Origin of the sequence: Rhodococcus sp. DMU2021, assembly GCF_019641445.1 — a bacterium.
GTDB lineage: Bacteria > Actinomycetota > Actinomycetes > Mycobacteriales > Mycobacteriaceae > Rhodococcus > Rhodococcus pyridinivorans.
The window spans coordinates 77,534-99,358 of the sequence record NZ_JAIFKB010000014.1 but is presented as its reverse complement, the minus strand read 5'-3'; the positions used below and the strand labels follow the sequence as shown (position 1 = coordinate 99,358).

At 69.4% G+C, this 21,825-nt stretch carries 18 protein-coding genes; 7 read left to right on the top strand and 11 right to left on the bottom strand.

Annotated elements, in window-relative coordinates; translation table 11 throughout:
* Window positions 1-7: 7 nt before the first annotated feature.
* A complete protein-coding gene (locus tag K3M35_RS18390) occupies window positions 8-1,720 on the bottom strand; it encodes a 3-ketosteroid-delta-1-dehydrogenase (RefSeq protein ID WP_220666847.1) in 1,713 nt (570 codons plus the stop codon).
* 47 nt (window positions 1,721-1,767) lie between these two features.
* On the bottom strand, window positions 1,768-2,649 hold the full coding sequence (locus tag K3M35_RS18385; protein WP_006553018.1) for an alpha/beta hydrolase: 882 nt from the start codon (window positions 2,647-2,649) through the stop codon (window positions 1,768-1,770).
* Window positions 2,650-2,680: 31 nt separating this feature from the next.
* On the opposite strand from K3M35_RS18385, the gene K3M35_RS18380 reads away from it, so the two are divergent.
* The 5 genes from K3M35_RS18380 (at window position 2,681) to K3M35_RS18360 (ending at window position 6,288) form a co-directional block, all read left to right on the top strand.
* A complete protein-coding gene (locus K3M35_RS18380) occupies window positions 2,681-3,583 on the top strand; it encodes an LLM class F420-dependent oxidoreductase (protein ID WP_064852469.1) in 903 nt (300 codons plus the stop codon).
* A 105-nt stretch (window positions 3,584-3,688) separates the two neighbouring features.
* Window positions 3,689-4,078, top strand: a complete 390-nt coding sequence (locus K3M35_RS18375; RefSeq protein WP_024101913.1) for a nuclear transport factor 2 family protein — start codon at window positions 3,689-3,691, stop codon at window positions 4,076-4,078.
* Between the two features lie 78 nt (window positions 4,079-4,156).
* On the top strand, window positions 4,157-4,651 hold the full coding sequence (locus K3M35_RS18370; protein ID WP_006553021.1) for a flavin reductase family protein: 495 nt from the start codon (window positions 4,157-4,159) through the stop codon (window positions 4,649-4,651).
* Window positions 4,652-4,749: 98 nt separating this feature from the next.
* A complete protein-coding gene (locus K3M35_RS18365; protein ID WP_019291024.1) occupies window positions 4,750-5,739 on the top strand; it encodes an LLM class flavin-dependent oxidoreductase in 990 nt (329 codons plus the stop codon).
* A gap of 96 nt (window positions 5,740-5,835) precedes the next feature.
* Window positions 5,836-6,288, top strand: coding sequence for a hypothetical protein (locus K3M35_RS18360; RefSeq protein ID WP_220666846.1), 453 nt, complete (start codon window positions 5,836-5,838; stop codon window positions 6,286-6,288).
* Between the two features lie 80 nt (window positions 6,289-6,368).
* Here the strand turns inward: K3M35_RS18360 and K3M35_RS18355 are convergent, their stop codons facing one another.
* The 5 genes from K3M35_RS18355 to dnaK all read right to left on the bottom strand — a co-directional run bounded on the left by K3M35_RS18355 (window position 6,369) and on the right by dnaK (window position 12,139).
* On the bottom strand, window positions 6,369-7,904 hold the full coding sequence (locus tag K3M35_RS18355) for an FAD-binding protein (RefSeq protein WP_033096233.1): 1,536 nt from the start codon (window positions 7,902-7,904) through the stop codon (window positions 6,369-6,371).
* Between the two features lie 143 nt (window positions 7,905-8,047).
* A complete protein-coding gene (locus tag K3M35_RS18350) occupies window positions 8,048-8,452 on the bottom strand; it encodes a heat shock protein transcriptional repressor HspR (RefSeq protein ID WP_024101918.1) in 405 nt (134 codons plus the stop codon).
* Complete coding sequence (gene dnaJ, locus K3M35_RS18345; RefSeq protein ID WP_064061281.1) at window positions 8,452-9,624, bottom strand: molecular chaperone DnaJ; 1,173 nt, start codon at window positions 9,622-9,624, stop codon at window positions 8,452-8,454. Before dnaJ ends, K3M35_RS18350 begins: the two co-directional genes overlap by 1 nt.
* A gap of 32 nt (window positions 9,625-9,656) precedes the next feature.
* Window positions 9,657-10,301 carry a nucleotide exchange factor GrpE gene (gene grpE, locus K3M35_RS18340; RefSeq protein ID WP_024101920.1) on the bottom strand — a complete coding sequence of 215 codons (645 nt, stop codon included), beginning with the start codon at window positions 10,299-10,301 and terminating at the stop codon, window positions 9,657-9,659.
* Entirely contained in the window at window positions 10,298-12,139 is a 1,842-nt protein-coding gene (gene dnaK / locus K3M35_RS18335) for a molecular chaperone DnaK (RefSeq protein ID WP_024101921.1), read from the bottom strand. The genes grpE and dnaK overlap by 4 nt, the downstream gene beginning before the upstream one ends.
* Window positions 12,140-12,527: 388 nt before the next feature.
* Between dnaK and K3M35_RS18330 the strand changes: the two genes are divergently transcribed.
* Window positions 12,528-13,439 (top strand): hypothetical protein, encoded by a 912-nt coding sequence (locus tag K3M35_RS18330; protein WP_006553029.1) that lies wholly within the window; start codon window positions 12,528-12,530, stop codon window positions 13,437-13,439.
* A 55-nt stretch (window positions 13,440-13,494) separates the two neighbouring features.
* Here K3M35_RS18330 and K3M35_RS18325 read toward each other — a convergent pair whose 3' ends face one another.
* The 4 genes from K3M35_RS18325 to K3M35_RS18310 all read right to left on the bottom strand — a co-directional run bounded on the left by K3M35_RS18325 (window position 13,495) and on the right by K3M35_RS18310 (window position 19,734).
* Entirely contained in the window at window positions 13,495-14,271 is a 777-nt protein-coding gene (locus tag K3M35_RS18325; RefSeq protein WP_006553030.1) for a MerR family transcriptional regulator, read from the bottom strand.
* Between the two features lie 95 nt (window positions 14,272-14,366).
* Window positions 14,367-15,830: a dynamin family protein gene (locus K3M35_RS18320; protein ID WP_217579505.1), complete on the bottom strand. Its 1,464-nt coding sequence runs from the start codon at window positions 15,828-15,830 to the stop codon at window positions 14,367-14,369.
* Window positions 15,827-17,644: a dynamin family protein gene (locus tag K3M35_RS18315; protein ID WP_064061282.1), complete on the bottom strand. Its 1,818-nt coding sequence runs from the start codon at window positions 17,642-17,644 to the stop codon at window positions 15,827-15,829. Before K3M35_RS18315 ends, K3M35_RS18320 begins: the two co-directional genes overlap by 4 nt.
* Before the next feature lie 71 nt (window positions 17,645-17,715).
* Window positions 17,716-19,734 carry an IniB N-terminal domain-containing protein gene (locus tag K3M35_RS18310; RefSeq protein ID WP_217579504.1) on the bottom strand — a complete coding sequence of 673 codons (2,019 nt, stop codon included), beginning with the start codon at window positions 19,732-19,734 and terminating at the stop codon, window positions 17,716-17,718.
* Window positions 19,735-19,999: 265 nt separating this feature from the next.
* On the opposite strand from K3M35_RS18310, the gene K3M35_RS18305 reads away from it, so the two are divergent.
* Window positions 20,000-21,820 (top strand): Hsp70 family protein, encoded by a 1,821-nt coding sequence (locus tag K3M35_RS18305; protein WP_259444212.1) that lies wholly within the window; start codon window positions 20,000-20,002, stop codon window positions 21,818-21,820.
* Window positions 21,821-21,825: the final 5 nt, after the last annotated feature.

Sequence of the window (21,825 nt, the reverse complement as noted above, 5' to 3'; positions counted from 1 at the left end):
CGTCCACTCAGGCGACCGGTGCGTCCGACGATGCTGCGTCGCGTGCCGCGATGTACCCGAAGACCAGGCCCTGCCCGATGGTGGCACCGGCACCGGGATAGCGGTGGCCGAACGCGTTGGCCGCGGTGTTGCCGATGGCGTAGAGACCGGCGATGGGGCTGCCGTCCTCGCGGAGGACCCGCGCCCGCTCGTCGGCGCGCACGCCACCGCACGTGCCGAGATCGCTCAGCGTCATCTTCACCGCGTAGAGCGGGCCGTGCGTGAGGGGTCGCAGGTTCGGGTTCGGCTGGACGGTCGGGTCACCGTAGTAGCGGTCGTAGGCACTGCCGCCACGTCCGAACTCGGAATCCGTTCCCGCCGCGGCGTCCTCGTTGAACCTTCCGAACGTCGCGGCGAAGGTGTCCACCGGCACACCCATCGACGCCGCGAGTTCCGCAGCGGTGGTGCCGCGGTGGGCGATGCCCGCCTCGTACCAGGCCTCCGGGAGCGGCCGGCGCGGGAACACCCCGGCCGCGAACACGTAGCTGTTGCGGTAGTTCTGGTCGAAGACGATCCACATCGACTCGATCGGATCGCCGGCACGCTCGCGTTCGAGCACCAGCTGTCCGAACGACATGTAGTCGGACGACTCGTTCGTGAACCGGCGTCCCGTCTGGTCGACGATGAACGAGCCGGGCAGCGAACGCTCGGCGAGCATGACCATCGGCGGCTTGCCCGGACGGGTCGGCGCGACGGCGGGGAACCACCATGCCTGATCCATGAGGGCGAGATCGGCACCGACCTCCTGGGCCGCCTTGATCGCGTCGCCGGTGTTGGTCTCCGCCCCGAGGCTCTCGTGGTCGAGCAGACGCTCGGACTGGAACTTGCGCCGCATCTCCATGTCGTGGTCGAACCCCCCCGCGGCAAGCACCACCCCGCGACGAGCGGTCACCGTCACCTCACGTCCGTTCTGCGCTACGACGGCACCGGTGACACGATCCCCGTCGGTGAGCAGACGCACCAGCGACGTCTCGGTCCACACCGGCACACCGGCCTTCAGCACACCCGCGAACAGGCCGGCGGCGATCGCTTGCCCACCGGCGACGTATTCACGCTTGACGGCGAGACCGGCGACCCCCTGTGCGAGCCGCTTGAAGATACGCGGAAAACCCTTGTGCGGCACGCGCAACATGAGGTTCATCCACTTGTAGTCGGCACCGGTGGTGGGCATCGGCAGGCTCGCCTCCATGAGGCCGGGACGCAGTCGACCCCGCTCCTCACCGAGGACCGACAGGTCCATGGGCAGGCACTCGCAGCTGCGGCCGACCGCCGAACCACCCGCCAGTTCGGGGTGATAGTCGGAGTAGCCCTCAGCCCAGAACAGCTTCATGGGGGTGGTGCGCTGGAGCATCTCGACGGTGGCGACACCGTTGTCGACGAAGGCCTCGCCCCGTTCGACCGGCGCCGTGCCGTCGACGACCGTCCGCACGTAGGTGTGGCCGCGCTCGACGGTGTCGCCGCTTCCCGCCGCGGTGAGTACCGGATTGGCCGGCACCCAGAACGCACCGCCGGAACGGGCGGTCGATCCGCCGACGTAGGCCGACTTCTCCACGAGGAGGGCGGACAGTCCTGCCTCGTGCGCGGTGAGTGCGGCGGCCATGCCGGTACCGGACCCGATCACGAGCAGGTCGACGGTGGTGTCCTGGGCGGGTGCCACGGGCGGTACGGATGTCGGCGCCATCGACAGTCTCCTTCTCGTCGTTGTCTGCGGGACGCTAGGACAGTTGCTCAGGACGCGAAGCCGCTCGTCCCGGTCACCGGGAGATCCGGCCCGTCGACCAGGGCGCGCACCATCTTCCACACCTCCTGCCGCGCCGGCTCGCTGAGCGACAACGCGGGGAAGGTCAGGAATCCGTGGAACAGGCCGTCGAATCTGCGGTGCTGCACGGACACCCCGGCCGCGGCGAGACGGTCGGCGTAGTCGTCGCCGGACGAACACGGCGGATCGAGTTCGGCGGTGGCGACGACCGCCGAGGGCAGCCCGGCGAGCGACTCGGCGCGGGTGGGGATCAGGCGGGGATCGTCGGTGCCGTCCGGTGCGTACTGCTCCCAGTACCACCGCATCGCCGCGGCGGAGTTGTAGTAGCCCACCCCGTACTTCCGGTACGACTCGGTGTCGAAGTCGTCGTCGATCACCGGATAGAACAACGCCTGACCGAGCACCGCCGGTCCGCCCCTGTCGCAGGTGGCGATCGCGACGGTCACGGCGAGGTTTCCACCGGCACTGTCGCCGGCAAGCACGATGCGCGCCGGGTCTCCCCCGTACGACGCGACGGTCGCGGCCGTCCATTCGAGCGCGGCGTACAGGTCGTCGTGCGCGGCCGGGGCAGGGTGTTCGGGAGCGAGGCGGTAATCGACGGACACGACGACGGCCCCGACAGCCTCCGCCATCGACCGGCAGAACTCGTCGTGACTGTCGAGATCGCAGAAGACGAACCCTCCACCGTGCGCGAACACGACGACCGGGCGCGCGGCCTCGGAGGACTCGGGACGGTAGAGGCGCAACGCGAGGCCGCCTCCCGGTCCGTCGACGACGAGATCGTGTACCTCACTGGTCGTGTATCGGCGAGCGGGACCGGACGTGCTCCGCGAGCCCGTCCGAGCGCACACTCCTGACGGACCGATCGACGAAGGAGAGCGTATGACCGACGGATCGAACCGCATGCCGGCAGTACGCATCGGGATCACCAGCCCGGTCGTCACCCGGGTCCCCGGGGCCTCCGGCGACTGGGAGGCCGGCGCGGGCATCGAGGAACTGTCGCAGATCGCGGTCACCGCGGATCGGTCGGGATTCCACCACCTCACCTGCAGTGAACACGTCGCCGTACCGGCGCCCGTGGCCGCGACGCGCGGTGGGACGTACTGGGATCCGCTGGCGACCCTCGGCTTCCTGGCAGCGCGCACCGACCGGATCCGACTGGTCACCCAGGTTCTCGTCCTCGGCTACCACCATCCTCTGGAGATCGCGAAGCGCTACGGCACGCTCGACACGGTCAGCGGTGGACGCCTGACCCTCGGTCTCGGCGTCGGTTCGCTCGAGGAGGAGTTCGCGTTGCTCGAAGCCCCCTTCACTGATCGCGGCGCACGCGCCGACGATGCTCTCGCCGCCCTGCGCGCATCTCTATCGACACGCGAACCCTCCTATCACGGAGAGTATTTCGAGTACTCGGATGTGGTGGTCGATCCCTGCGCCGTGCAGCCGCGAGTTCCGTTATGGATCGGCGGCCGCACCCCGCGTTCGCTGCGACGCGCGTGCGAGTTCGGGGACGGCTGGGTACCTTTCGGGCTCCCCTTCGACGACGTGAAAACGATGCTCGCGAAGAGGCAGCCGCCGCCCGGCTTCGAGGTCGTGCTGTCGGTGACGCGGCTCGACCCGCTCGGTGACCCCGACGCGACGCGCAGACGACTCGGCCGCGCGATCGCAGCGGGCGCGACGATCGTCGGTGCCGGTGTGGACGCCGGATCCGCCGACCACTACTGCGACCAGCTCGTCGCCCTCGCCGACCTGTTCGGCAGGGAATTCGGCGATCTCGGGGTGGGGTGAGGTCGGCATCTCCCGCTGGCCGGGAGAACGGCGATGCGGTGCGCCAGCGGGTCGCTAGCCAGCGTCGACGCGACACCTTTCGTCCCGCACCACACAGGAGCGACCGTGACCGTTTCCGACACCGACGCCCGCACTCAGCGCATCCGCACCACCGTGCACGCCTATCTCGATGCCGTGGCCGCAGGCGTGGCCGCCGACATCGCCGCCCTCTACGCCGACGACGCCACCCTCGAGGATCCTGCCGGAAGCGAGCCTCGCGTGGGCCGGGCAGCGATCGCCGAGTTCTACAAGGGTGTCGAGGCCACCGAGAACACCACCGAGTTGCTCACGCTCCGGATCGCCGGGTCGACCGCGGCCTTCCACTTCCGTGTGGTCACGAAGGCGGGCGAGCAGACCTACGAGATCGAGCCCATCGACGTCATGACGTTCGACGACGAGGGACGCATCACCAGCATGCGGGCGGTCTGGGCTCCCAGCGACATGCGTGTTCGCTGACCGGTCGGCGGGACAGGGTTCGCACACTGTGTCGTCGGTGACGGACACTGGAACGAACGCCGATCGATTGGAGTTTCGATGACAGCGGAACACGCGGTACTGGATCCCCGACGGATCCGCGACGTGATGGGCAACTTCTGCACGGGTGTCACGGTGATCACCGCGCTCGACGGCGACGAACCGCTGGGATTCGCCTGTCAGTCGTTCGTGTCGGTCTCGCTGGACCCGCCGCTCATCTCGTTCTGTCCCGCCCGCACGTCGACGACCTGGCCGAAGATCCGGGAGGTCGGCAACCTGGCCGTCAACGTCCTGGCCGAGAGCCAGCGCACCCTGTGCGGTGCGTTCGCGGTGAGCGGCGGCAACAAGTTCCGCGGGGTGCGCTGGGAGCCGGGCGACAACGGCGCTCCGGCGATCGAGGGAGCCCTGGCGCGGGTCGAGGCAACCGTGGAGACCGAGTACGAGGCCGGCGACCACACGATCGTGCTGGCACGGGTCACGGGGCTGACGTCGCTGCACTCCCGCGGTCCGCTCCTGTTCTTCCAGGGCACCTACGGCGGTTTCGAACGGCGGTGACGCCGAACGACAGGTGAGGGAATAGACGGTCACCGGTCGAGGTTGCTCCGAAGGTGTGCCCGGCGGCCGATACCGGGCCCCGACGCGAAGGATTACCGGTGACCGTTCCCCTCTCCATCCTCGACCTCGCACACATCGGCAAGGGCGAGACCGCCCGTGAGAGCTTCGACGCCAGCGTGAAGATGGCCCAGCTCGCCGAGCAGTGGGGTTACCGGCGCATCTGGTACGCCGAACACCACAACATGCCGACGATCGCCTCGTCGGCGACGAGCGTACTCATTGCGCACGTCGCCGCGCACACCTCGTCGATCCGTCTCGGCGCCGGCGGCATCATGCTGCCGAACCACTCGCCGCTGACCATCGCCGAACAGTTCGGAACTCTCGCCACGCTGCATCCCGGCCGCATCGACCTCGGTCTCGGCCGCGCTCCCGGCAGCGACCAGAAGACCATGCGGGCGCTGCGCCGCGACCCGACGTCGGCCGACAGTTTTCCGCAGGACGTCCTCGAACTGCAGGCCTACCTGAAGGGTGAGTCGCGGATCCCTGGAGTCGACGCGATCCCCGGTAAGGGCACCGATGTGCCGCTGTACATCCTGGGCTCGTCGCTGTTCGGCGCGAAACTCGCTGCTCTGCTCGGTCTTCCGTACGCCTTCGCGTCGCACTTCGCGCCGCAGGCCCTCGAGGACGCGGTGCGGCTGTACCGCCGCGAGTTCCAGCCCTCCCCCGACCACTCGGAGCCGTACGTCATCGCGGGTGTCGGTGTGATCGCCGCCGATACCGCCGAGGAGGCGCAGTCGCTGTTCGAGGCGACCAAGCGGGCGCGGGTCGTCCAGATGGTCGGACGCGGGCGCACGTTCAGCGAGGAGGAGATCGACATGCTGCTCGACTCCCCCGCCGGCATGCAGGTGCTCGAGATGCTTCGGTACACCGCCGTGGGTACGCCGCAGGAGGTGCGCGACTACCTCGACCGGTTCACCGAGCGCGCGCAGGCCGACGAGCTGATCGTCGTGTCGTCGGCTCCCGGACGCGACGCGTGGCTGCGTTCGCTGGAGCTTGTTGCGCAGGTCAGCGACCTCGTCCCGGCCTGATCGCCGAAGACCGACGGATCGGGCTACCGACGGGTACACTTCAGCGGCCGGCCAGGCACGGCTGAGAACCACGAGTCGTCAACCGCCAGGAGCACGATGAAGTACCGCACCCGCGCTGTCGCAGCGGCAGTTCTGACCGCTGCAGCGGCGATCACCGCACCCGCCACTGCGGCCGCCGATTCCCTGCCCACCGACGGGCCCACCATCACGCTGACGATCCGCAACGACACCGATGCGCCGATGGTGCTCACGTCGACCGAGAACCCTTACGGAACATGGGTGGACGAGCCGGCCACCGTGGTGTCGGCCCGCTCCACCGAGACGGTCTCGGCGAGCAGCGCCGACCGGCGCGGGTTCGGCATCCAGATCGACTACACGATGCCCGGCGACGCGACCGTGGCGCTCATGGCCAACAATTACGGCACGGGCGTCGCGAACGGCGACGGCACCCACATCGGCGGTGCCAACCGGCACCGCTTCGAGGTCGCGACCACTGTGGAGGACGGATATCCGTTCATGACAGCGGACTTCGCCGTCACCCGACCCTGAGACGACGGACCGGGCCCGGAGGATACCTGCGTATCCTCCGGGCCCGGTTCGTATGTGCGTCGGCGTCCCGCCTCTGTGTGTCAGCGTCCCGCAGCGTCCATCACGGACAGGTGCGCGAACAGTGCGCTCGCGCCGATCGGATTGCCGCCGCCGGGGTAGACGGTGCCGCTCGGTGCGGCCATCGTGTTGCCCGCCGCGTACAGGCCGGGGATCGGAGCACCCTCGCTGTCGAGCACCCGCCCGACGGTGTCGGTCCGCAGACCGCCCTTGGTGCCGAGGTCGGAGATGCCGAACTGTGCCGCGTGGAAGGGGCCCTGTTCGATCGGGACCAGCGCGGACCCACCGCCGGTGAAGGCGAGATCGTAGGGCTCGTCCCCGCGGCCGAAGTCCTCGTCGACTCCCTTCGCGGCCAGGTCGTTCCACCGCGCGACGGTCGCCTTCAGGGATTCGGCTGGCACACCGATCTGCTCGGCGAGTTCCTCGAGGGTGTCGGCGGTCTTCCACAGTCCCGCGTCGACGTACTTCTCGGTTTCGACGAGCGGCACATTCGTCGCCCCGACCGGTGGGACCTCACCGTTCCGGTCGTCGTAGATCATCCAGAACGGCAACGTCATCTCGCCGCGCTCCATGCGGGCGATGACGTCGCGGCCCAGACGGTCGTAGGGTGCGTACTCGTTGGTGAACCGCGCACCGTCCTGGTCGACGAAGATGCCGCCCGTGAAGCACAGCGCGAACGCCGAGCGTCCGTCCGGGTGGGTCAGTCCCGGCGACCACCAGGCCTGATCCATCAGGTCGACGTCGGCGCCGACGGCGATGCCCGCCTCGTGGGCCTTGCCGAGATTCGACCACGGGCCCATCGAGTCCCGCGCGGCGCCGGGCACCCCGTACTTGCTGCGCATCTCGTCGTTCCGATCGAAGCCACCGGCGGCGAGGACGACACCCTTGCGCGCGCGGATCGCCCGTCGCTCGCCGTCGTTCCCGACGACCGCGCCCACGACCACACCGTCCTCGACGATCAGTTCTTCGAGCGGGGTGTTCCGGTACAGCTCCACGTTCGGGTACTTGCGCAGGGCGATGAGGAATCGTCCGACGAGCGCGCGACCTCCGATGAGCATGTCGGGCAGGGGTTCGCCGTTGCGTTCGCGGCCGAGCGGGCCGCGGATCGACTCGTTGAGCTCGGGATCGGCGGCGATGGGCAGCGGCGACGGGACGATGTGACGTCCCTGGGCACGGGCCTTGGGCGCCTTGCCGAAGTAGTCGGGCCACGGGTAGACCATGAATTCGAGATCGTCGTCGGACTCGAGGTAGTCGATCAGCGGGGCGCCGCCGCGGACATACGCCTCCTGCAGTTCGCGCGGGGTGCGGTCGCCGACGACCGCGTGGTAGTAGGTCAGTGCGTCCTCGAGGGTGTCGTCGTCACCGGCACGCTGCAGGACCGCGTTGGTGGGGAACCAGACGCCGCCGCCCCCGGAGTACGCCGTGGTGCCGCCGAAGTACTCGGATGCCTCGACGAGGATCACCGACAGTCCTTCGCGCGCAGCGGTGTACGCACCGCAGCACCCTCCGGCTCCCGACCCCACCACGAGGACGTCGCATTCTTCCGCCCACTCCGCCATGACTGTTGCCTTCCGTCGACCGTTCGTGTGGAACACGCCACACTAGGCAGACGTCGAGGCTCCACAGGGCGATCGTCTCGCTGGGCGGGAGATTTTCGTTCTCGACCGATCCGGCGGATCAGTCCCGCTCGACCGCGGTGCGGTCAGTCGCGCCTGTTGCGCGGCTTCCACACGACGAGGGCGTTGCTGCGCGGAATGGGCACCAGATCGCCGCGTGTCGAACGCAACTGGGCGACCTCGGCGTTGAGTTCGGCGACGCGCTGCTGCAGTGCCTCGACCTGGTTGGTCAGCTCTATGATCCGTTTGATCCCGGCGAGGTTGACACCTTCGTCCTGGGAGAGGCGCTGCACTTCGCGCAGCAGTTCGACGTCGCGCGGCGAGTACCGGCGGCCGCCGCCGCTGGTGCGGTGCGGGGTGACGAGTCCGAGCCGGTCGTAGTTACGCAGCGTCTGCGCATGCATCCCGGCGAGTTCTGCTGCCACCGAGATGACGTAGACGCGCGCATCGGGATCCGGTGACAGATTCCGTGGCATTCTCGTCTCGCTCATCACGCACCTGCCCATCCCTCTCGAGGATCGAAACCGCTTGCCTCTTCTGCACGAAGATAGTTGTGCAGCGCTTCCGTCGCCTTCTCGTCGAGATTCTGCGGGATCGCGACCTTCACCGTGACGAGAAGGTCACCGGCGCCGCCCCCGCGCTTGGGGACGCCGCGTCCGCGGACCCGCAGGACCCGGCCGTCGGCCGTTCCCGGCGGGATCTTCAGCCCGACGCGGCCGTCGAGGGTCGGCACCGAGACGGTGCCGCCGAGGACGAGTTCGCCGTAGCTGACGGGCAGCACGAGGGTCAGATCGTCGCCCTCACGCCCGAACACGCGGTCGGGACGGACGTGCACCGTCACGAACAGGTCGCCGGACGGGGCGCCGCGCAGACCGGCCTCGCCCTGACCGGCGAGGCGGATGCGCGAACCGTCCTTGATGCCTGCGGGGACCCGCACGGTGATGGTGCGGGTGCGGTTCTGCACGCCGGTACCGCGGCAGTCGCTGCAGGGGTTGTCGATGATCGATCCGCTGCCCCGGCAGTCGTCGCACGGTTCCGAGAATCCGAAGGCGCCCTGGTTACGGGAGACCACACCGCTTCCGTTGCAGTTCGGACAGACCCGCGGGCTCGTTCCCGGCTGGGCACCGCTGCCGTGGCAGGTGGTGCACGGCGCCGGGCTGGTCATCCGCAGGGGAACCGTGACGCCCTGGACGGCATCGCGGAAGTCGAGCGTCGTCTCGGTCTCGACATCTGATCCGCGGCGTGGACGCGAACGGCCGGCGGTGGAAGCAGTGCCGCCACCGGCGCGGTTGAACAGGCCACCGAAGAGGTCGCCGAGCCCACCGTCGCCGCCACCGCCGAACAGGTCGCCGATGTCGAAGGTCGCTCCGGTACCACCGGAGAATCCGCCGGCGCCGGGACGGAAGCCACCCGGCATGCCGCCGGAGGCGAACAGGCGCCGGGTCTCGTCGTATTCCTTGCGCTTGGCGGGATCCGACAGGACGGCGTTGGCCTCGCTGACGGCCTTGAAGCGTTCCTCGGCCTTGGCGTCACCGGGGTTGGCGTCGGGATGCAGGTCCCGCGCCAGTTTCCGGTAGGCCTTCTTGATCTCGTCCTGCGTTGCGTCGGGGGAGACGCCCAGGTCCTTGTAGAAATCCTTCTCGATCCACTCCCGCTGGCTCACCGGGCGTCTCCTCCTCTCGCGTTTTCTTGTTCTTACTCTGTGCCCGGCTCCGCCGACCGCGCGTCACCCGGCGTGTCCGCCGGATCGCCGTCGGTGACCGTCACCATCGCGTGCCGCAGGATGCGGTCGCCGAAGCGGTAACCCTTGCGGAGCACCGTCCCGAGCACTGGGTGGTGACCGTCGCCTTCCATCTGGACGGCCTCGTGCAACTCGGGATCGAAGGCGTCGCCTTCCTCACCGAACGCGACGAGTCCGACACTGTCGAACACACCGGTCAGCTTGCCGGACAGTGCCTTCAGCGGACCCGTCTCCAGGTCGCCGTGGGCGCGTGCCCGGTCGAGGTCGTCGAGGACGTCGAGGAACTTCGCCGCGACGGAGGCCTTGGCCTCCTCCGCGATCGCCGTGCGCTGCGCCTCGGCGCGGCGACGGTAGTTCGCGTACTCCGCGCTCACGCGCTGCAGGTCGGCGGTGCGCTCGGCGAGTTCCTTCGCCTCCTGCGACTGTCCTTCGGTCCGCTCGGCCTTCTCGGCGTCGCCCTCCGCAGGAACCGACTCGATCACCTCGCCCTCCTCGGCGCGCGGCTCCTCGGCGGGGTCGCGCACCTCGAAGGTCTCAGGGTCGATCCGTCGCTTGTCGGTGACGGTCACCGGTTCCTGCTCGGGCTTGTCGGCACTCACTTCTTCTCCGAATCGTTCGGCTCGTCGACGACCTCGGCGTCGACGACGTCGTCGGCACCTGCGGCCGCGCCGTCACCGGCAGCGGCACCCTCGGCGCCCTGCGCCTCGTAGATGGCCTGGCCGAGGGCCTGCGACTCGGTCGCGAGCTTCTCGACGGCGGCCTTGACCGCGTTGATGTCGGAGCCGGCGAGGGCGTCGTTGGCTTCCTTGATCGCAGCCTCGACCTTCTCCTTGACGTCGGCCGGGACCTTGTCCTCGTTCTCCTTGATGAACTTCTCGGTCTGGTGCACGAGCGACTCGGCCTGGTTGCGGACCTCGGCCTCCTCGCGACGCTTGCGGTCCTCCTCGGCGTGCGCCTCGGCGTCCTTGACCATCCGGTCGATCTCCTCCTGGGACAGGCCGGAGCCTTCCTGGATCTTGATCGTGTTCTCCTTGCCGGTGCCCTTGTCGCGGGCGGTGACGTGGACGATGCCGTTGGCGTCGATGTCGAAGGTCACCTCGATCTGCGGGACGCCACGCGGAGCCGGCGCGATGCCGCCGAGCTCGAACGAGCCGAGCAGCTTGTTGTGCGCCGCGATCTCACGCTCGCCCTGGAAGACCTGGATCTGCACCGACGGCTGGTTGTCGTCGGCGGTGGTGAAGGTCTCCGACCGCTTGGTGGGGATCGTGGTGTTGCGCTCGATGAGCTTGGTCATCACGCCGCCCTTGGTCTCGATACCCAGCGACAGCGGGGTGACGTCGAGCAGCAGCACGTCCTTGACCTCGCCCTTGAGGACGCCGGCCTGCAGGGCTGCACCCACGGCGACGACCTCGTCGGGGTTCACGCCCTTGTTGGGCTCGCGGCCACCGGTGAGCTCGCGCACCAGGTCGGTGACGGCGGGCATACGGGTCGAGCCGCCGACCAGCACGACGTGGTCGATGTCGCCGACGGAAATGCCGGCGTCCTTGACGACCTGCTGGAAGGGAGCGCGGGTGCGCTCGAGGAGGTCGCCGGTGATCTTCTGGAACTCCGAGCGGGTGAGCTGCTCGTCGAGGAACAGCGGGTTCTTGTCCGCGTCGACGGTGATGTACGGCAGGTTGATCGAGGTCGACTGCGAGGACGACAGCTCGATCTTGGCCTTCTCGGCAGCCTCACGCAGACGCTGCATGGCCATCTTGTCCTTGGTCAGGTCGACGCCGTGCTGTGCCTTGAACTTGTCGACGAGCCAGTTGACGATGCGCTCGTCCCAGTCGTCGCCACCGAGGTGGTTGTCGCCGGAGGTCGCGCGGACCTCGACGACGCCGTCGCCGATCTCGAGGAGGGAGACGTCGAAGGTGCCGCCACCGAGGTCGAAGACCAGGATGGTCTGCTCCTTCTCGCCCTTGTCGAGACCGTAGGCGAGGGCAGCCGCGGTGGGCTCGTTGACGATGCGCAGGACGTTGAGACCGGCGATGGTGCCGGCTTCCTTCGTGGCCTGACGCTGGGCGTCGTTGAAGTACGCCGGGACGGTGATGACCGCGTCGGTGATGTCCTCACCGAGGTAGGCCTCCGCGTCGCGCTTGAGCTTCATCAGCGTGCGGGCGCTGATCTCCTGCGGCGTGTACTTCTTGTCGTCGATGGCCACGGTCCAGTCCGTGCCGATGTGGCGCTTGACCGAACGGATGGTGCGGTCGACGTTGGTGACCGCCTGGTTCTTGGCGGGCTGACCCACCAGAACCTCACCGTTCTTCGCGAATGCGACGACGGACGGGGTGGTGCGGGACCCCTCGGCGTTGGCGACCACAACGGGCTCGCCGCCTTCCAGAACGGAAACGACCGAGTTGGTGGTTCCGAGGTCGATGCCGACCGCACGAGCCATAATTTTCCTCCAATGTTCCTGCCGCGACGCGTGCGCGCCGCGAAAACGTTCCATGCCCGACCTGAGCCCGTTCGGCTCAGGTGAGCGCGGTCGACTCAAGCCTGCACCCGAGCGGTCCACGCCGTCAAGTGAAGTTGAGTCTTATGCGCTCAAGTTGTCTGACTCATCCAACGGCAGGTCGTGGACTTTTGTTCCGAGGGTGGCGCACATCACTTCGATCGGTCGCATCTGCTCGATTCGAGGACCGATACCCGATGTCGACAAGGCGCCACTGTCCGCACCGGTGCGCAAGGACGGGTTGTCCACAGGGACCCCGTCGATCCACAGGTGGTCGGGTCGAGGGCTTCGATGCTCCGGGTCCGTCGTCGCCGTACACGACCCTCGCTGCATGGACGAACCGAACTTCCTTCTGCGCTCCGACCTGCTGGCCGGCGGGACGACCTCGGACGAGATCCGTCAGGCTGTCCGTGTGGGACGACTGCGGAACGTCACGCGCGGTGTGTACGTCGACGGTGGCGCGGACCTCGACCCGCTCACCCTGCACCATGCGCGCGTACTGGCGCGACAAGGACGGATCACCCCGGACGCCGTCGTCAGCCATGTCTCCGCTGCGGTGCTGCACGGCCTTCCTCTCTGGGACGTCGACCTCTCCCCGGTGCACATCAGCCGCGAACGGCCGTCGAGCGGACGCCGCACCCCGACCCTCCATGTACACAGGTGCACCTACCAACCCGACGAGGTCTGCGTCGTCGCGGGTCTGCGCACCACGACCGTCGCGCGGACGGTTGTCGACCTGGCACGAACACTGTCGGTGGACTCGGCAGTCATCGCCGGCGACGCGGCGCTGCGGGCGCATCCCCATATCGCGCCCCTGCTCCTCGATGCGCTGGCATCGTCCGGCATGCGGCACGGGATCGCCGCTGCCCGGCGGACCGTTGCTTTCCTCGACGGTCGCAGCGAAAGTCCCGGCGAGTCGCTCAGCCGACTACGGATCCGGTCGGCGGGGTTACCGGCGCCGAAGCTGCAGCACGAGCTGCGGACCCCTTCCGGAGCATTCGTCGCTCGTCCCGACTTCCTCTGGGAGGACGAAGGCGTGGTCGGTGAATTCGACGGAAGGAGCAAGTACGGCTCGGACGAGCCCGGCGCGACGGCCGAGACCGTCCATCGCGAGAAGCTGCGGGAGGATGCGATCAGGGCTCTGGGCTTCGAGGTCGTGCGATGGACGTGGGCGGATCTGTTCCGCTTCGAGGCCGTCCACGCCCGCCTGGTTCGCGCCGCCGGCAGAGCCCGTCGACGTTGATTGCACGATTCGGGGACGGATGCTCGATGACGACATCGAGCATCCGTCCCTGTGCTTACGTAGATCGCGCCTCGTTCGCCTTCGTGATGAACTCGATGTGTTCGCGACTCGGCCCGCAGAACTCCTGCTCGATCTGCTGCGCGTTGTCCTCGTGCATGCGGTAGAGGCTGTCGCGTAGGCCCTCGTCGCCGCCGTGGAACTGCTCGAGCAGATCCATCCATTGCCGTGCCATCTCCTGGGCCTCCGAACAGGCCGGATCCATCCCCGAACTCAGCGCAGCGTCGACACGCGGGATGAGTTCCTGCCACGACGTCTCTGCCGCCGTGATGACGTCGTCGCCCAGCATCGCGCGTCGTTCCGCGAGGTCTGCGATCTGTCCCTTGTCGAAATACCTTTCGAAGATGTCGTCCACTTCGATCACTCCTCGGATCACGTGAAGGAAGTCGGCGACCGATGCATCCGGCGACGTTCGGACCGTGCGGGAGAGCATCTCGACCTGCGCACGCAGCGTGCGGGTCGCCGCGAGCTGATCGTCCAGGTAGGCACGGTGCGCGTCGAGGATCTCCGACAGCGAGGTGTCGCCGTCGGTGACCGTGGCGATCGCGTCCAGTGACAGCCCGAGCTGACGCAGCGCCAGCACCTGGTACAGCCTCTCGACGTCCGACTCCTCGTACAGCCGATGGCCCGACGCCGTCCGACCCGACGGCCGCACGAGGCCTATGTCGTCGTAGTGATGCAGGGTCCGCACGGTCAGGCCTGTCTCCGCTGCGAGACGCCCCACCTTCCAGTGCTGTCCGGAACGTGTCTGCTGCCCGGAACCAGTCGCCGGCATCGTCCACCCACTTCCACCGGCACTCCGTGCGCCGGCACGATCGACGCTATGACCTCACGTTACGTGAGGTGCAAGCCGAATCGTTCGGCTACAGCTCACATCTGTCGGCCGGCTCCCGCGACCAGCCCTTCCGCACTGCGCGCTGCCACCGCTGCGGCTTTCGCAGTGAACGGATCGAGCAGCGGATGTTCGGCGCGGGATCGCCAGTGCCGCACCGCATCGACGGCCGCAGCGCGGATCTCGGCAGGTGAGGCGCCGTCGGCGAGACCGAGGCGCCGGGTGGCGCCGATCCCGGATCCACCGACCACGCGCTGCAGCGCCTGGACCTCCTCGTCGGGCAGTGACACCGACGACGACCGCAGTCTGCCCAGCAGGCGGAGTTCGGCGAAGCCGTGGTCGTCGGCCAGTTCGCGTCGCACGGCTCCCAGCAGCTCGTGGTCGCCGCACGCGTGCAACACCCGCTCGAGCGCCAGCAGCGCCGAATGGGTCTTGAGCTGATCGGCACGCTGACCGAACTGCACGTCGATGACCTGACGCAGCTCGTCGAGCCCGCTGCGCGCGACGAGTTCGGCGGCGAGGGACGGTGAATCGCGCGCGCCGAGCTGCACGAGCAGCACTGCGGTGCGGATGCCGAACAGACCGAACCGGTCGACGAGACGTGCCCGCATCCCGGGGTCGACGGGCAGGTCGACGTCGGGCCGCGCGAAACGGTCGGCCGACAGCATCGCGACCTGCAGTTGTTCCACCGGCACCTGTGCGAGCGCCTCGAAGGCCGCGAACTCGTTCTGCCGCAGGGTCCGTGCGGCGAGGGCGAGCAACCCGGCGACCGGCACGACCGCCTGGCACAGTCCGGTGCGTTCGAGTTCGTCGGTGAACCTCGCCGCGACCTGCTTCGCCGACATCATCGCGTCGGCACGACCCGCACCGACCTCGTCGGCGCGCGACACCACCCCGACGATGCCGAGCGGTCCCGATCCCCCGCCGACGTGCCGGCCGATCCGTTCGAGGAACTCGACGTCGGCGGCTCCGAGCGAACGCATCAGGTAGACGACGGCGTCGGCACCGGAGGCCGATTCCTCCGGGGTGAGCAGCGCCAGGGTCCGCGCCGACACGTCCTGCGACAACGACGACGTGCCCGGGGTGTCGATGATGGTGGTCTGCGCCAGCGCGCTGGCCGGCCATTCGACGTCGATGAAGTCGACGCGGTCGGCGGTGAGTTCGCCGAGGTCGAAGGTCAAACGGCCGTCGGGACGCTGCACGGGCACCGGCATGCGGCGGTTCCCGTCGTACCAGGCGTTCACCGTCGGCACGGGTCCGTTGCGGTACCAGGTGACGACGCGCGTGCACTCCGTCGCGTCGGTGGGCGCGATGTCCTGTCCTACAAGCGCATTGAGTAGGGTCGACTTGCCGGCCTTGAGCGATCCGGCGAGCGCGATCCGCAACGGCTGATCGAGTCGCGCGGCGCAGTGGTCGAGCCGGTCCGCGACGGCCGGGTTCCCGCCGTACGACGCGCGTGCCCGGTCGAGCAGGTCGCGGGCGCGCGAGAGAGTCGGGGTCACGCCGACACTCCCGCGAGTTCCGCGGCGCGCTCGCGCAATCGGCCCAGTTCCGCGACCTGCGTGTCGAGTTCACCGATCCGACGGCGGCGTTCCTGTTCCTGCACGGTCGCGGCCTGGCGGGCCGCTTCGAGCGACTCGTCGAGCGAACGTAGTGTCTGCTCTGCGATCTCGGTGAAGTGATCGCGCAACTGACGCTGGATGAGCCGGAGCCGGTCCTTCGATTCCTTGCCGACCTGGAAGCTCACGTCGTCGGTGAAGGCGCGGATCGCGCTCTTCGCGTCGACGCGGCGCTTGGCGAGCCGCACCTGCTTGTCGTCGCGATACGCCTTGGTACCCAGGACGACTCCGGCTCCCACCGAGATCGGGTTCACGAGCGCCATCCCCATCAGGGTGGTGACGAGACCGAACATCAGCACGCCACCGTAAGAACCCTTCATGCCGACGAGTACCTTCTGACCGATACCGATCCGGCCCGATTCGAGATCGGACAGGTTCTCGACGGGCTCGAGCAGTCTCGACAGGTCGCCGAGATGCAACGACGGCAAGGAGTCGTCGTCGAGTGCGAAGTGCTCGGCGACCTTGCCTGCGAGCGCCTCGGCGCGTTCGTGCGCCCACACGAAGTTGTCACCGACGGATTCGGCGACCTGTTCGGCGAGCCACTGCCCCAGCCGCGGCCATTCCTTGCCCGGATCACAGTCGTCCACGGACGCTTCGGCGTCGCGGGTCACCGTGCGCAGCCGGTCGCGCAGGTCGTGGTCGATGTCGGCCGCGAGATCGGCGATGCCGTCCGACAACGTGATCTGCCACCGCGCCGCCCGCGTCCGCAATGCCTCGGTCGCGGCGCGTGCCCGGTGCAGGTCCTCGATCGCGGCGTTCCCGGAGTCGGGGTCGCGCAGGGCGGCGAGTTCGCTCTCGCATCCGAGCGCGAGATGGTCGACGACGGTCTTCACGTCGTGCGCCACCGACAGTCGCGCCGAGTCGGCGTTGCGCGCGACCACCTGTTCGCGCAGGAAGTCGTAGATCGCGTCGAAGCCGGATTCCTGCTGCAGCGAGGCGTCTTCGGTGCGCAGGGCGTACTCGCGCAGCAGGGACGAGACGGGCAGCAGCGGCAGGTCGATCCCCGCTCGCTGCAGGTGTTCGCGGTCGGCGTCGACGATCGCGCGCCAGTGCGGATACACGTCCGTCTTGGTGACGAGCACCGCCGACGCCGGGCACAACGTCTGCACCTGTCGCAGGAACGACATCTCCGGTGCGGTGAACTCCTGACTCGCATCCGAGACGACGAAGACCGCATCCGCGGTGGCCAGGAGCGTCAATGTGGCTGCTGTGTGCGGATTTCCGTGGCCTCCCACACCCGGGGTGTCGACGAACACGAGTCCGTCGGCGAGCAGCGGACTCGGCACACTCACCTCGAGCCGGTCGACGTCCCGGCCGGCGCTGCGCGGCGCGACCTGCTGCAGGTCGTCGAAGGGCACGGCGATGCGCGGCGCCGAACCGGTCGGGACGAGTTCGGCGGACGGCTCCTGCCCGTGTTGCACGAGCGTGGGGACCGCGGTGGTCTCGTCGTCGCCGACGGAACACACCTCGAGGCCGAGCAGAGCGTTCACGAACCGGCTCTTGCCCTGGTTCAGACCCCCGACGACGACCACCCGCAGTCGCGGGTCGGAGACCTTCGTACGGGCGGCCGTCAACCGGTCGGTGAGATCGTTGCGCCTGGCGCTGCGAGATCGCGCGATCGCGGAGTCGATCAGGTCGAGGAGCGCTCGGCGTCTCGAAGGATCGGATGGATGCTGCGTATCCGGTGAATGCTGCATGGGCTGCGTCGACTCGCCTTCCGTCGGTGCGGGCTCCGGACATTATGTCCCGGAGCCCGCACCGCTGCGGGTCAGGGCAGCAGTTCGTCGAGCTCGGTGGAGTCGGTGGCGCCGAGAGAGGAGTCGCCGCCGAGACCGGAGGTCGCGGTGAGACCACCCTCGCCGAACAAGCCCGCAGCTCCCGAGGCAGAGCCGAACAAGCCCGCAGCTCCCGAGGCAGAGCCGAAGACGTCCTCGCCGACCGATGCCCAGCTGTCCGCACCGCCCGACAGGGCCGTATCGACCCCGCCCGACAGGGCCGTCCCCACCTGCGTGGACAGCTCGGCACCGAGGTCGGCTGCGCTCTCCAGACCGCCGGAGACACCGAGGTCGGCAGCCGCGCCCAGGTCTGCTGCACCACCGAGATCCAACCCGTTCTCGACATCGGTGGCTGCACCCAGATCGACGGACGTTCCCAGTCCACCGGCCGCGCCGATCCCCGAGCCGATCGCCGCGCCGAGGTCCGCTCCCACGTTCACTCCGGCCCCGAGTTCCGCCGCCGCGTCCAGTGCGCCGTCGAGGGCGTAGCCGAGCTGACCGGTGGCTTCGGCACCGGCATCGAGGCTGCCGCCGATCGTCGACGCGAGCTGCGTGCCGAGATCGGCCCCCGCATCGAGGGACGCCGACCCTGCGGCCGTCTCGAGTGCACTGCCGAGTTGCAGGCCGAGCTCGGCGCCGGCCGAGCCGCCGGTCGCGAAGGTCGAGCCGAGGACGGACGACAGATCCGATCCGAGGTTCGTCCCCGCCTGCACGGTCGAATCGACGGTCGCGCCGATACCGGTGGTCGAGCCGATGGCGACGTTCAGCGCCGACGACAGTTCGGTGGCCGCGGTGGTCTCGAGGCCGAGCGCACCTCCGAGCACCCCGCCGACCAGCGTGCCGAGTTCGACGCCCGCCCCGGCCTCAGCGTCGATCTCACCACCACCCGAGAGGACCGCGTCGAGGTCGACACCGCCGAGCAGACCGCCCTGCGCGCTGTTCTCGATGACGGTCCCCAGCGCGGCGCCGAGATCGGCCGCAGCTCCACCGCCCGCTCCGAGCAGGGCCGAGAGGGACGCACCGAGGCCGAGCGTCGCGCCCACACCGGCGTCGAGACCGGCGGAAAGGTCGGTTCCCAGTCCGGCGCCGAGATCGGCCACACCACCGAGGACGCCGCCCAGGCTCGTGCCGAGCGCGCCGGTCAGTTCCGTGCCCACGCCGAGAACGCCACCGAGGGTCGTGCCGAGTGCGGCACCGAGTTCGGCGCCGCCCTCGAGGGCCGCGGTGAGTTCGGTCGAGAAGGTGCCGCCGACGCCGACGGCCGATTCCAGCAGGCCACCGAGGGCAAGCCCGATGTCGGCGCCGAGGGTGCCGCCGATGCCCAAGGCTCCTTCGAGGGTCGTGGCGAGATCTGCGCCGAGGCCGCCCGAGGCCTCGACGGCCGCGTCGATCGCCGCGGCCAGGTCTGCAGCGGCACCGACGCCCAGGCCGAGCCCACCTTCGAGCGCTCCGGCCACGGCACCTCCGACGTCGAAGGATCCGCCGAGTTCGAGGCCTGCGTCGAGAGCACCACCGAGCGCTGCACCCAGGGAAGCGCCGAGTTCGCCACCGGCTTCGAGCGCCGCTCCGAGCTGCGCACCGAGGTCGACGACGATCCCGGTCTGCGCGCCGACGGTCCCGCCGAGGTCCAGTCCGCCGCCGAGGTTAACTCCACCACCGAGACCCAGGCCCCCACCGAGGCCTGCTCCGACACCGAGGCCCAGGCCGGCGGCGCCACCGAGGCCCACTGCGCCACCGAGGCCCGCTGCTCCGCCCAGACCGGCTGCGGCGGTGCCTGCGATCGACGCCCCGACGTTCGCCGCACCGTTCAGCGCTGCGGTCAGTTCGGCGGCGGTTCCGGCGAACAGACCACTGTCCGCAACGAGCGGGGCGACGGCGACGATGTCGGCGTGGCACACGCTGTCCAATCCGGCTTCGGCGAGGACGGCCTCGGGGTTGTTGCAGTACCGGGCGAGTTCCTTCTCGTCACGGAACAGGCTGAGGATGAAGTCGAGTACGGCGTTGGTGGCCATCGCGTGTCTCCTGAGTCGTCGGGATCTACGGACGACGCTACGAAACGGCCGGTCGCGGGCACAGGGGGTGCGGCCCCCCTGTCCGCCGTCACCCGTTAGGGGATCGGGGTTCGGGGGCGTGGGGGTCGTTAGGGGACAGTCCCTACGATCGGGCCGGTGGCGGCGTGGGCGCTAACGGGCCGCGCGGCGGGAACGACAGGCTCATCGAGACCGAACGGTGGAACGAGATCGCGGACCGATGTCCGCCCAGAACACGGGAGCGTGCATGTATTCAGGACTCGGCGTCACGATCGGGGCGGTCAACTCGGTGGCCCTCACCGTGCTCGACCAGCCCCGAGCCGGCGATCCCAGCGTTCTGTCGGTCCCCACCGAACTCCACCTCCCCGAGGGCGGAGCCTTCGTCCTCGGCGCCGGTACCCCGGCCCCCGGTGCGCAGGTGTTCTCCGGCTATGCGGCCCGGGTCGGCGATCCGGTCGGCATCCTCGCCGACGACGGCTCCACCTATCTCGGTGAGGATCTCGTCGCGTCGACCGTGGCCTGCCTGCAGTACCGCACCGGCACCTCCGATGTGCCGACGATGCTGGCACATCCCGCCGCGTGGTCGGCTCACACCGTCGAGACCTTACAGGCGGCACTCGTCCGCGCCGGCGTGACCGCACGGACGATCCCCGAACCGATCGCGGCGGTGCGCTGGCTCGACGCCACACACGGGCCGCTGGGAGACGACGTGACGGTGGTCTACGACCTCGGTGCGCGCAGCCTCGACGTCACCGTCGTGCAGGGCGGCGCCCATCCCATGCTGCTGGGCCGCCCGTTGAGCAGCGACGACGTCTCCGGCGACCATTTCGACCATCTCGTCACGACCTATCTGCTGGAAACGCTCGGCGGGGACTCGACCGGCCTCGATCCGTTCGATTCCGCGACCGTCGCGGCACTCGCCGACTTCCGCGGTCGGTGCCGCGCGGCGAAGGAGGCACTGTCCAGCGACACCGAGACGGTGGTGCCGGTCGCGCTGCCCGGCCTGCACCGCGACCTGCGTCTGGTGCGCAGCGAGTTCGAGGAACTCGCCCGGGAACCGCTCGGGGCGTCGCTCGCCGTGGTGCAGGACGCGATCCGCGGGGCCGGGCTCGATCGTGCGGACATCGGACGCGTACTGCTGATCGGTGGTGGCTCGTCCACCCCGCTCGTCGCCGAACTGATCTCGTCGGAGCTGGGTCTGCCGATCGTCTCGTCGGCGCGACCGGCCTTCACCGCAGCGCATGGGGCCGCGCTTGCAGCAGCCGCGGACGGTGCCCCGACTGCCGCGGTGCCGATGGCGCCTCCTGCACCTGTCGTCGACGACGAGCCCGAGACCGTCGCGCTCCCGGTGGTGCCCGCCGCTGAGGCGCCGCCGGTCGCCGCCGCGCATCGGCCTGCGGTCGTCGACACCGGGTCCGGCACACCCTCACGCGCCCGTGCCCGCTCGTTCGCGCTGGTGGGTGCCGCTGTCGCTGCCGTCGTCGTCCTCGCCGGGGGTGGACTGGCGATCGGCACCCTGTCGTCGGAGGCCGAGACACCCGGTTCGGAGGTGGGTCCGTCGAGCGAGGTCGTGGCCGGCAACTCGACCACCACCGCGACCGTCCCCGGTACGACCGTTCCCGGCACGACTGGCGCGCAGCCGTCCGAGGCGGGAACCACCGTCCCGATCGGGGTGCAGGGACCGGACGGCACCGTGACCGCTGTTCCGGTCGCCGCGACGCCCGCTTCCGGCGCCGCACCCACCGGCGCTGTACCTGCGCCGGACCCGACCGCACCCGCGCCGGTAGCACCCGGTCAAAGCCCGCAGGCACCCCGGCCTGCGCCGCAACCCGCTCCTGCTCCGGCCCCGGCGCCCGCCCCTCAGCCTGCGCCGCAACCGACCCCGCCGAGCACGGGTGGCAGCGGCGTCGGCGACGCCCTGTCCGGCGCAGGTCAGGGTGCCGGTGCGGTCGTCGAGGGTGTCGGTAACGGCGTCGGCGGGGTGCTCGACGGCACCGGCAACGTGGTCGGGGGTGTCCTCGACGGCACGGGGCAGGTCGTCGGCGGACTGCTCGGAACCGGACGCTGACCGAT

Coding starts and splice junctions, on each gene's coding strand:
- K3M35_RS18360 (WP_220666846.1), top strand. CDS start 5,836: ATGAAGTACCGCACCCGCGCTGTCGCAGCGGCAGTTCTGACCGCTGCA.
- K3M35_RS18305 (WP_259444212.1), top strand. CDS start 20,000: ATGTATTCAGGACTCGGCGTCACGATCGGGGCGGTCAACTCGGTGGCC.
- K3M35_RS18350 (WP_024101918.1), bottom strand. CDS start 8,452: ATGAGCGAGACGAGAATGCCACGGAATCTGTCACCGGATCCCGATGCG.
- K3M35_RS18370 (WP_006553021.1), top strand. CDS start 4,157: ATGACAGCGGAACACGCGGTACTGGATCCCCGACGGATCCGCGACGTG.
- K3M35_RS18330 (WP_006553029.1), top strand. CDS start 12,528: ATGGACGAACCGAACTTCCTTCTGCGCTCCGACCTGCTGGCCGGCGGG.
- dnaK (WP_024101921.1), bottom strand. CDS start 12,139: ATGGCTCGTGCGGTCGGCATCGACCTCGGAACCACCAACTCGGTCGTT.
- K3M35_RS18315 (WP_064061282.1), bottom strand. CDS start 17,644: ATGCAGCATTCACCGGATACGCAGCATCCATCCGATCCTTCGAGACGC.
- K3M35_RS18310 (WP_217579504.1), bottom strand. CDS start 19,734: ATGGCCACCAACGCCGTACTCGACTTCATCCTCAGCCTGTTCCGTGAC.
- K3M35_RS18325 (WP_006553030.1), bottom strand. CDS start 14,271: ATGCCGGCGACTGGTTCCGGGCAGCAGACACGTTCCGGACAGCACTGG.
- K3M35_RS18380 (WP_064852469.1), top strand. CDS start 2,681: ATGACCGACGGATCGAACCGCATGCCGGCAGTACGCATCGGGATCACC.
- K3M35_RS18390 (WP_220666847.1), bottom strand. CDS start 1,720: ATGGCGCCGACATCCGTACCGCCCGTGGCACCCGCCCAGGACACCACC.
- K3M35_RS18355 (WP_033096233.1), bottom strand. CDS start 7,904: ATGGCGGAGTGGGCGGAAGAATGCGACGTCCTCGTGGTGGGGTCGGGA.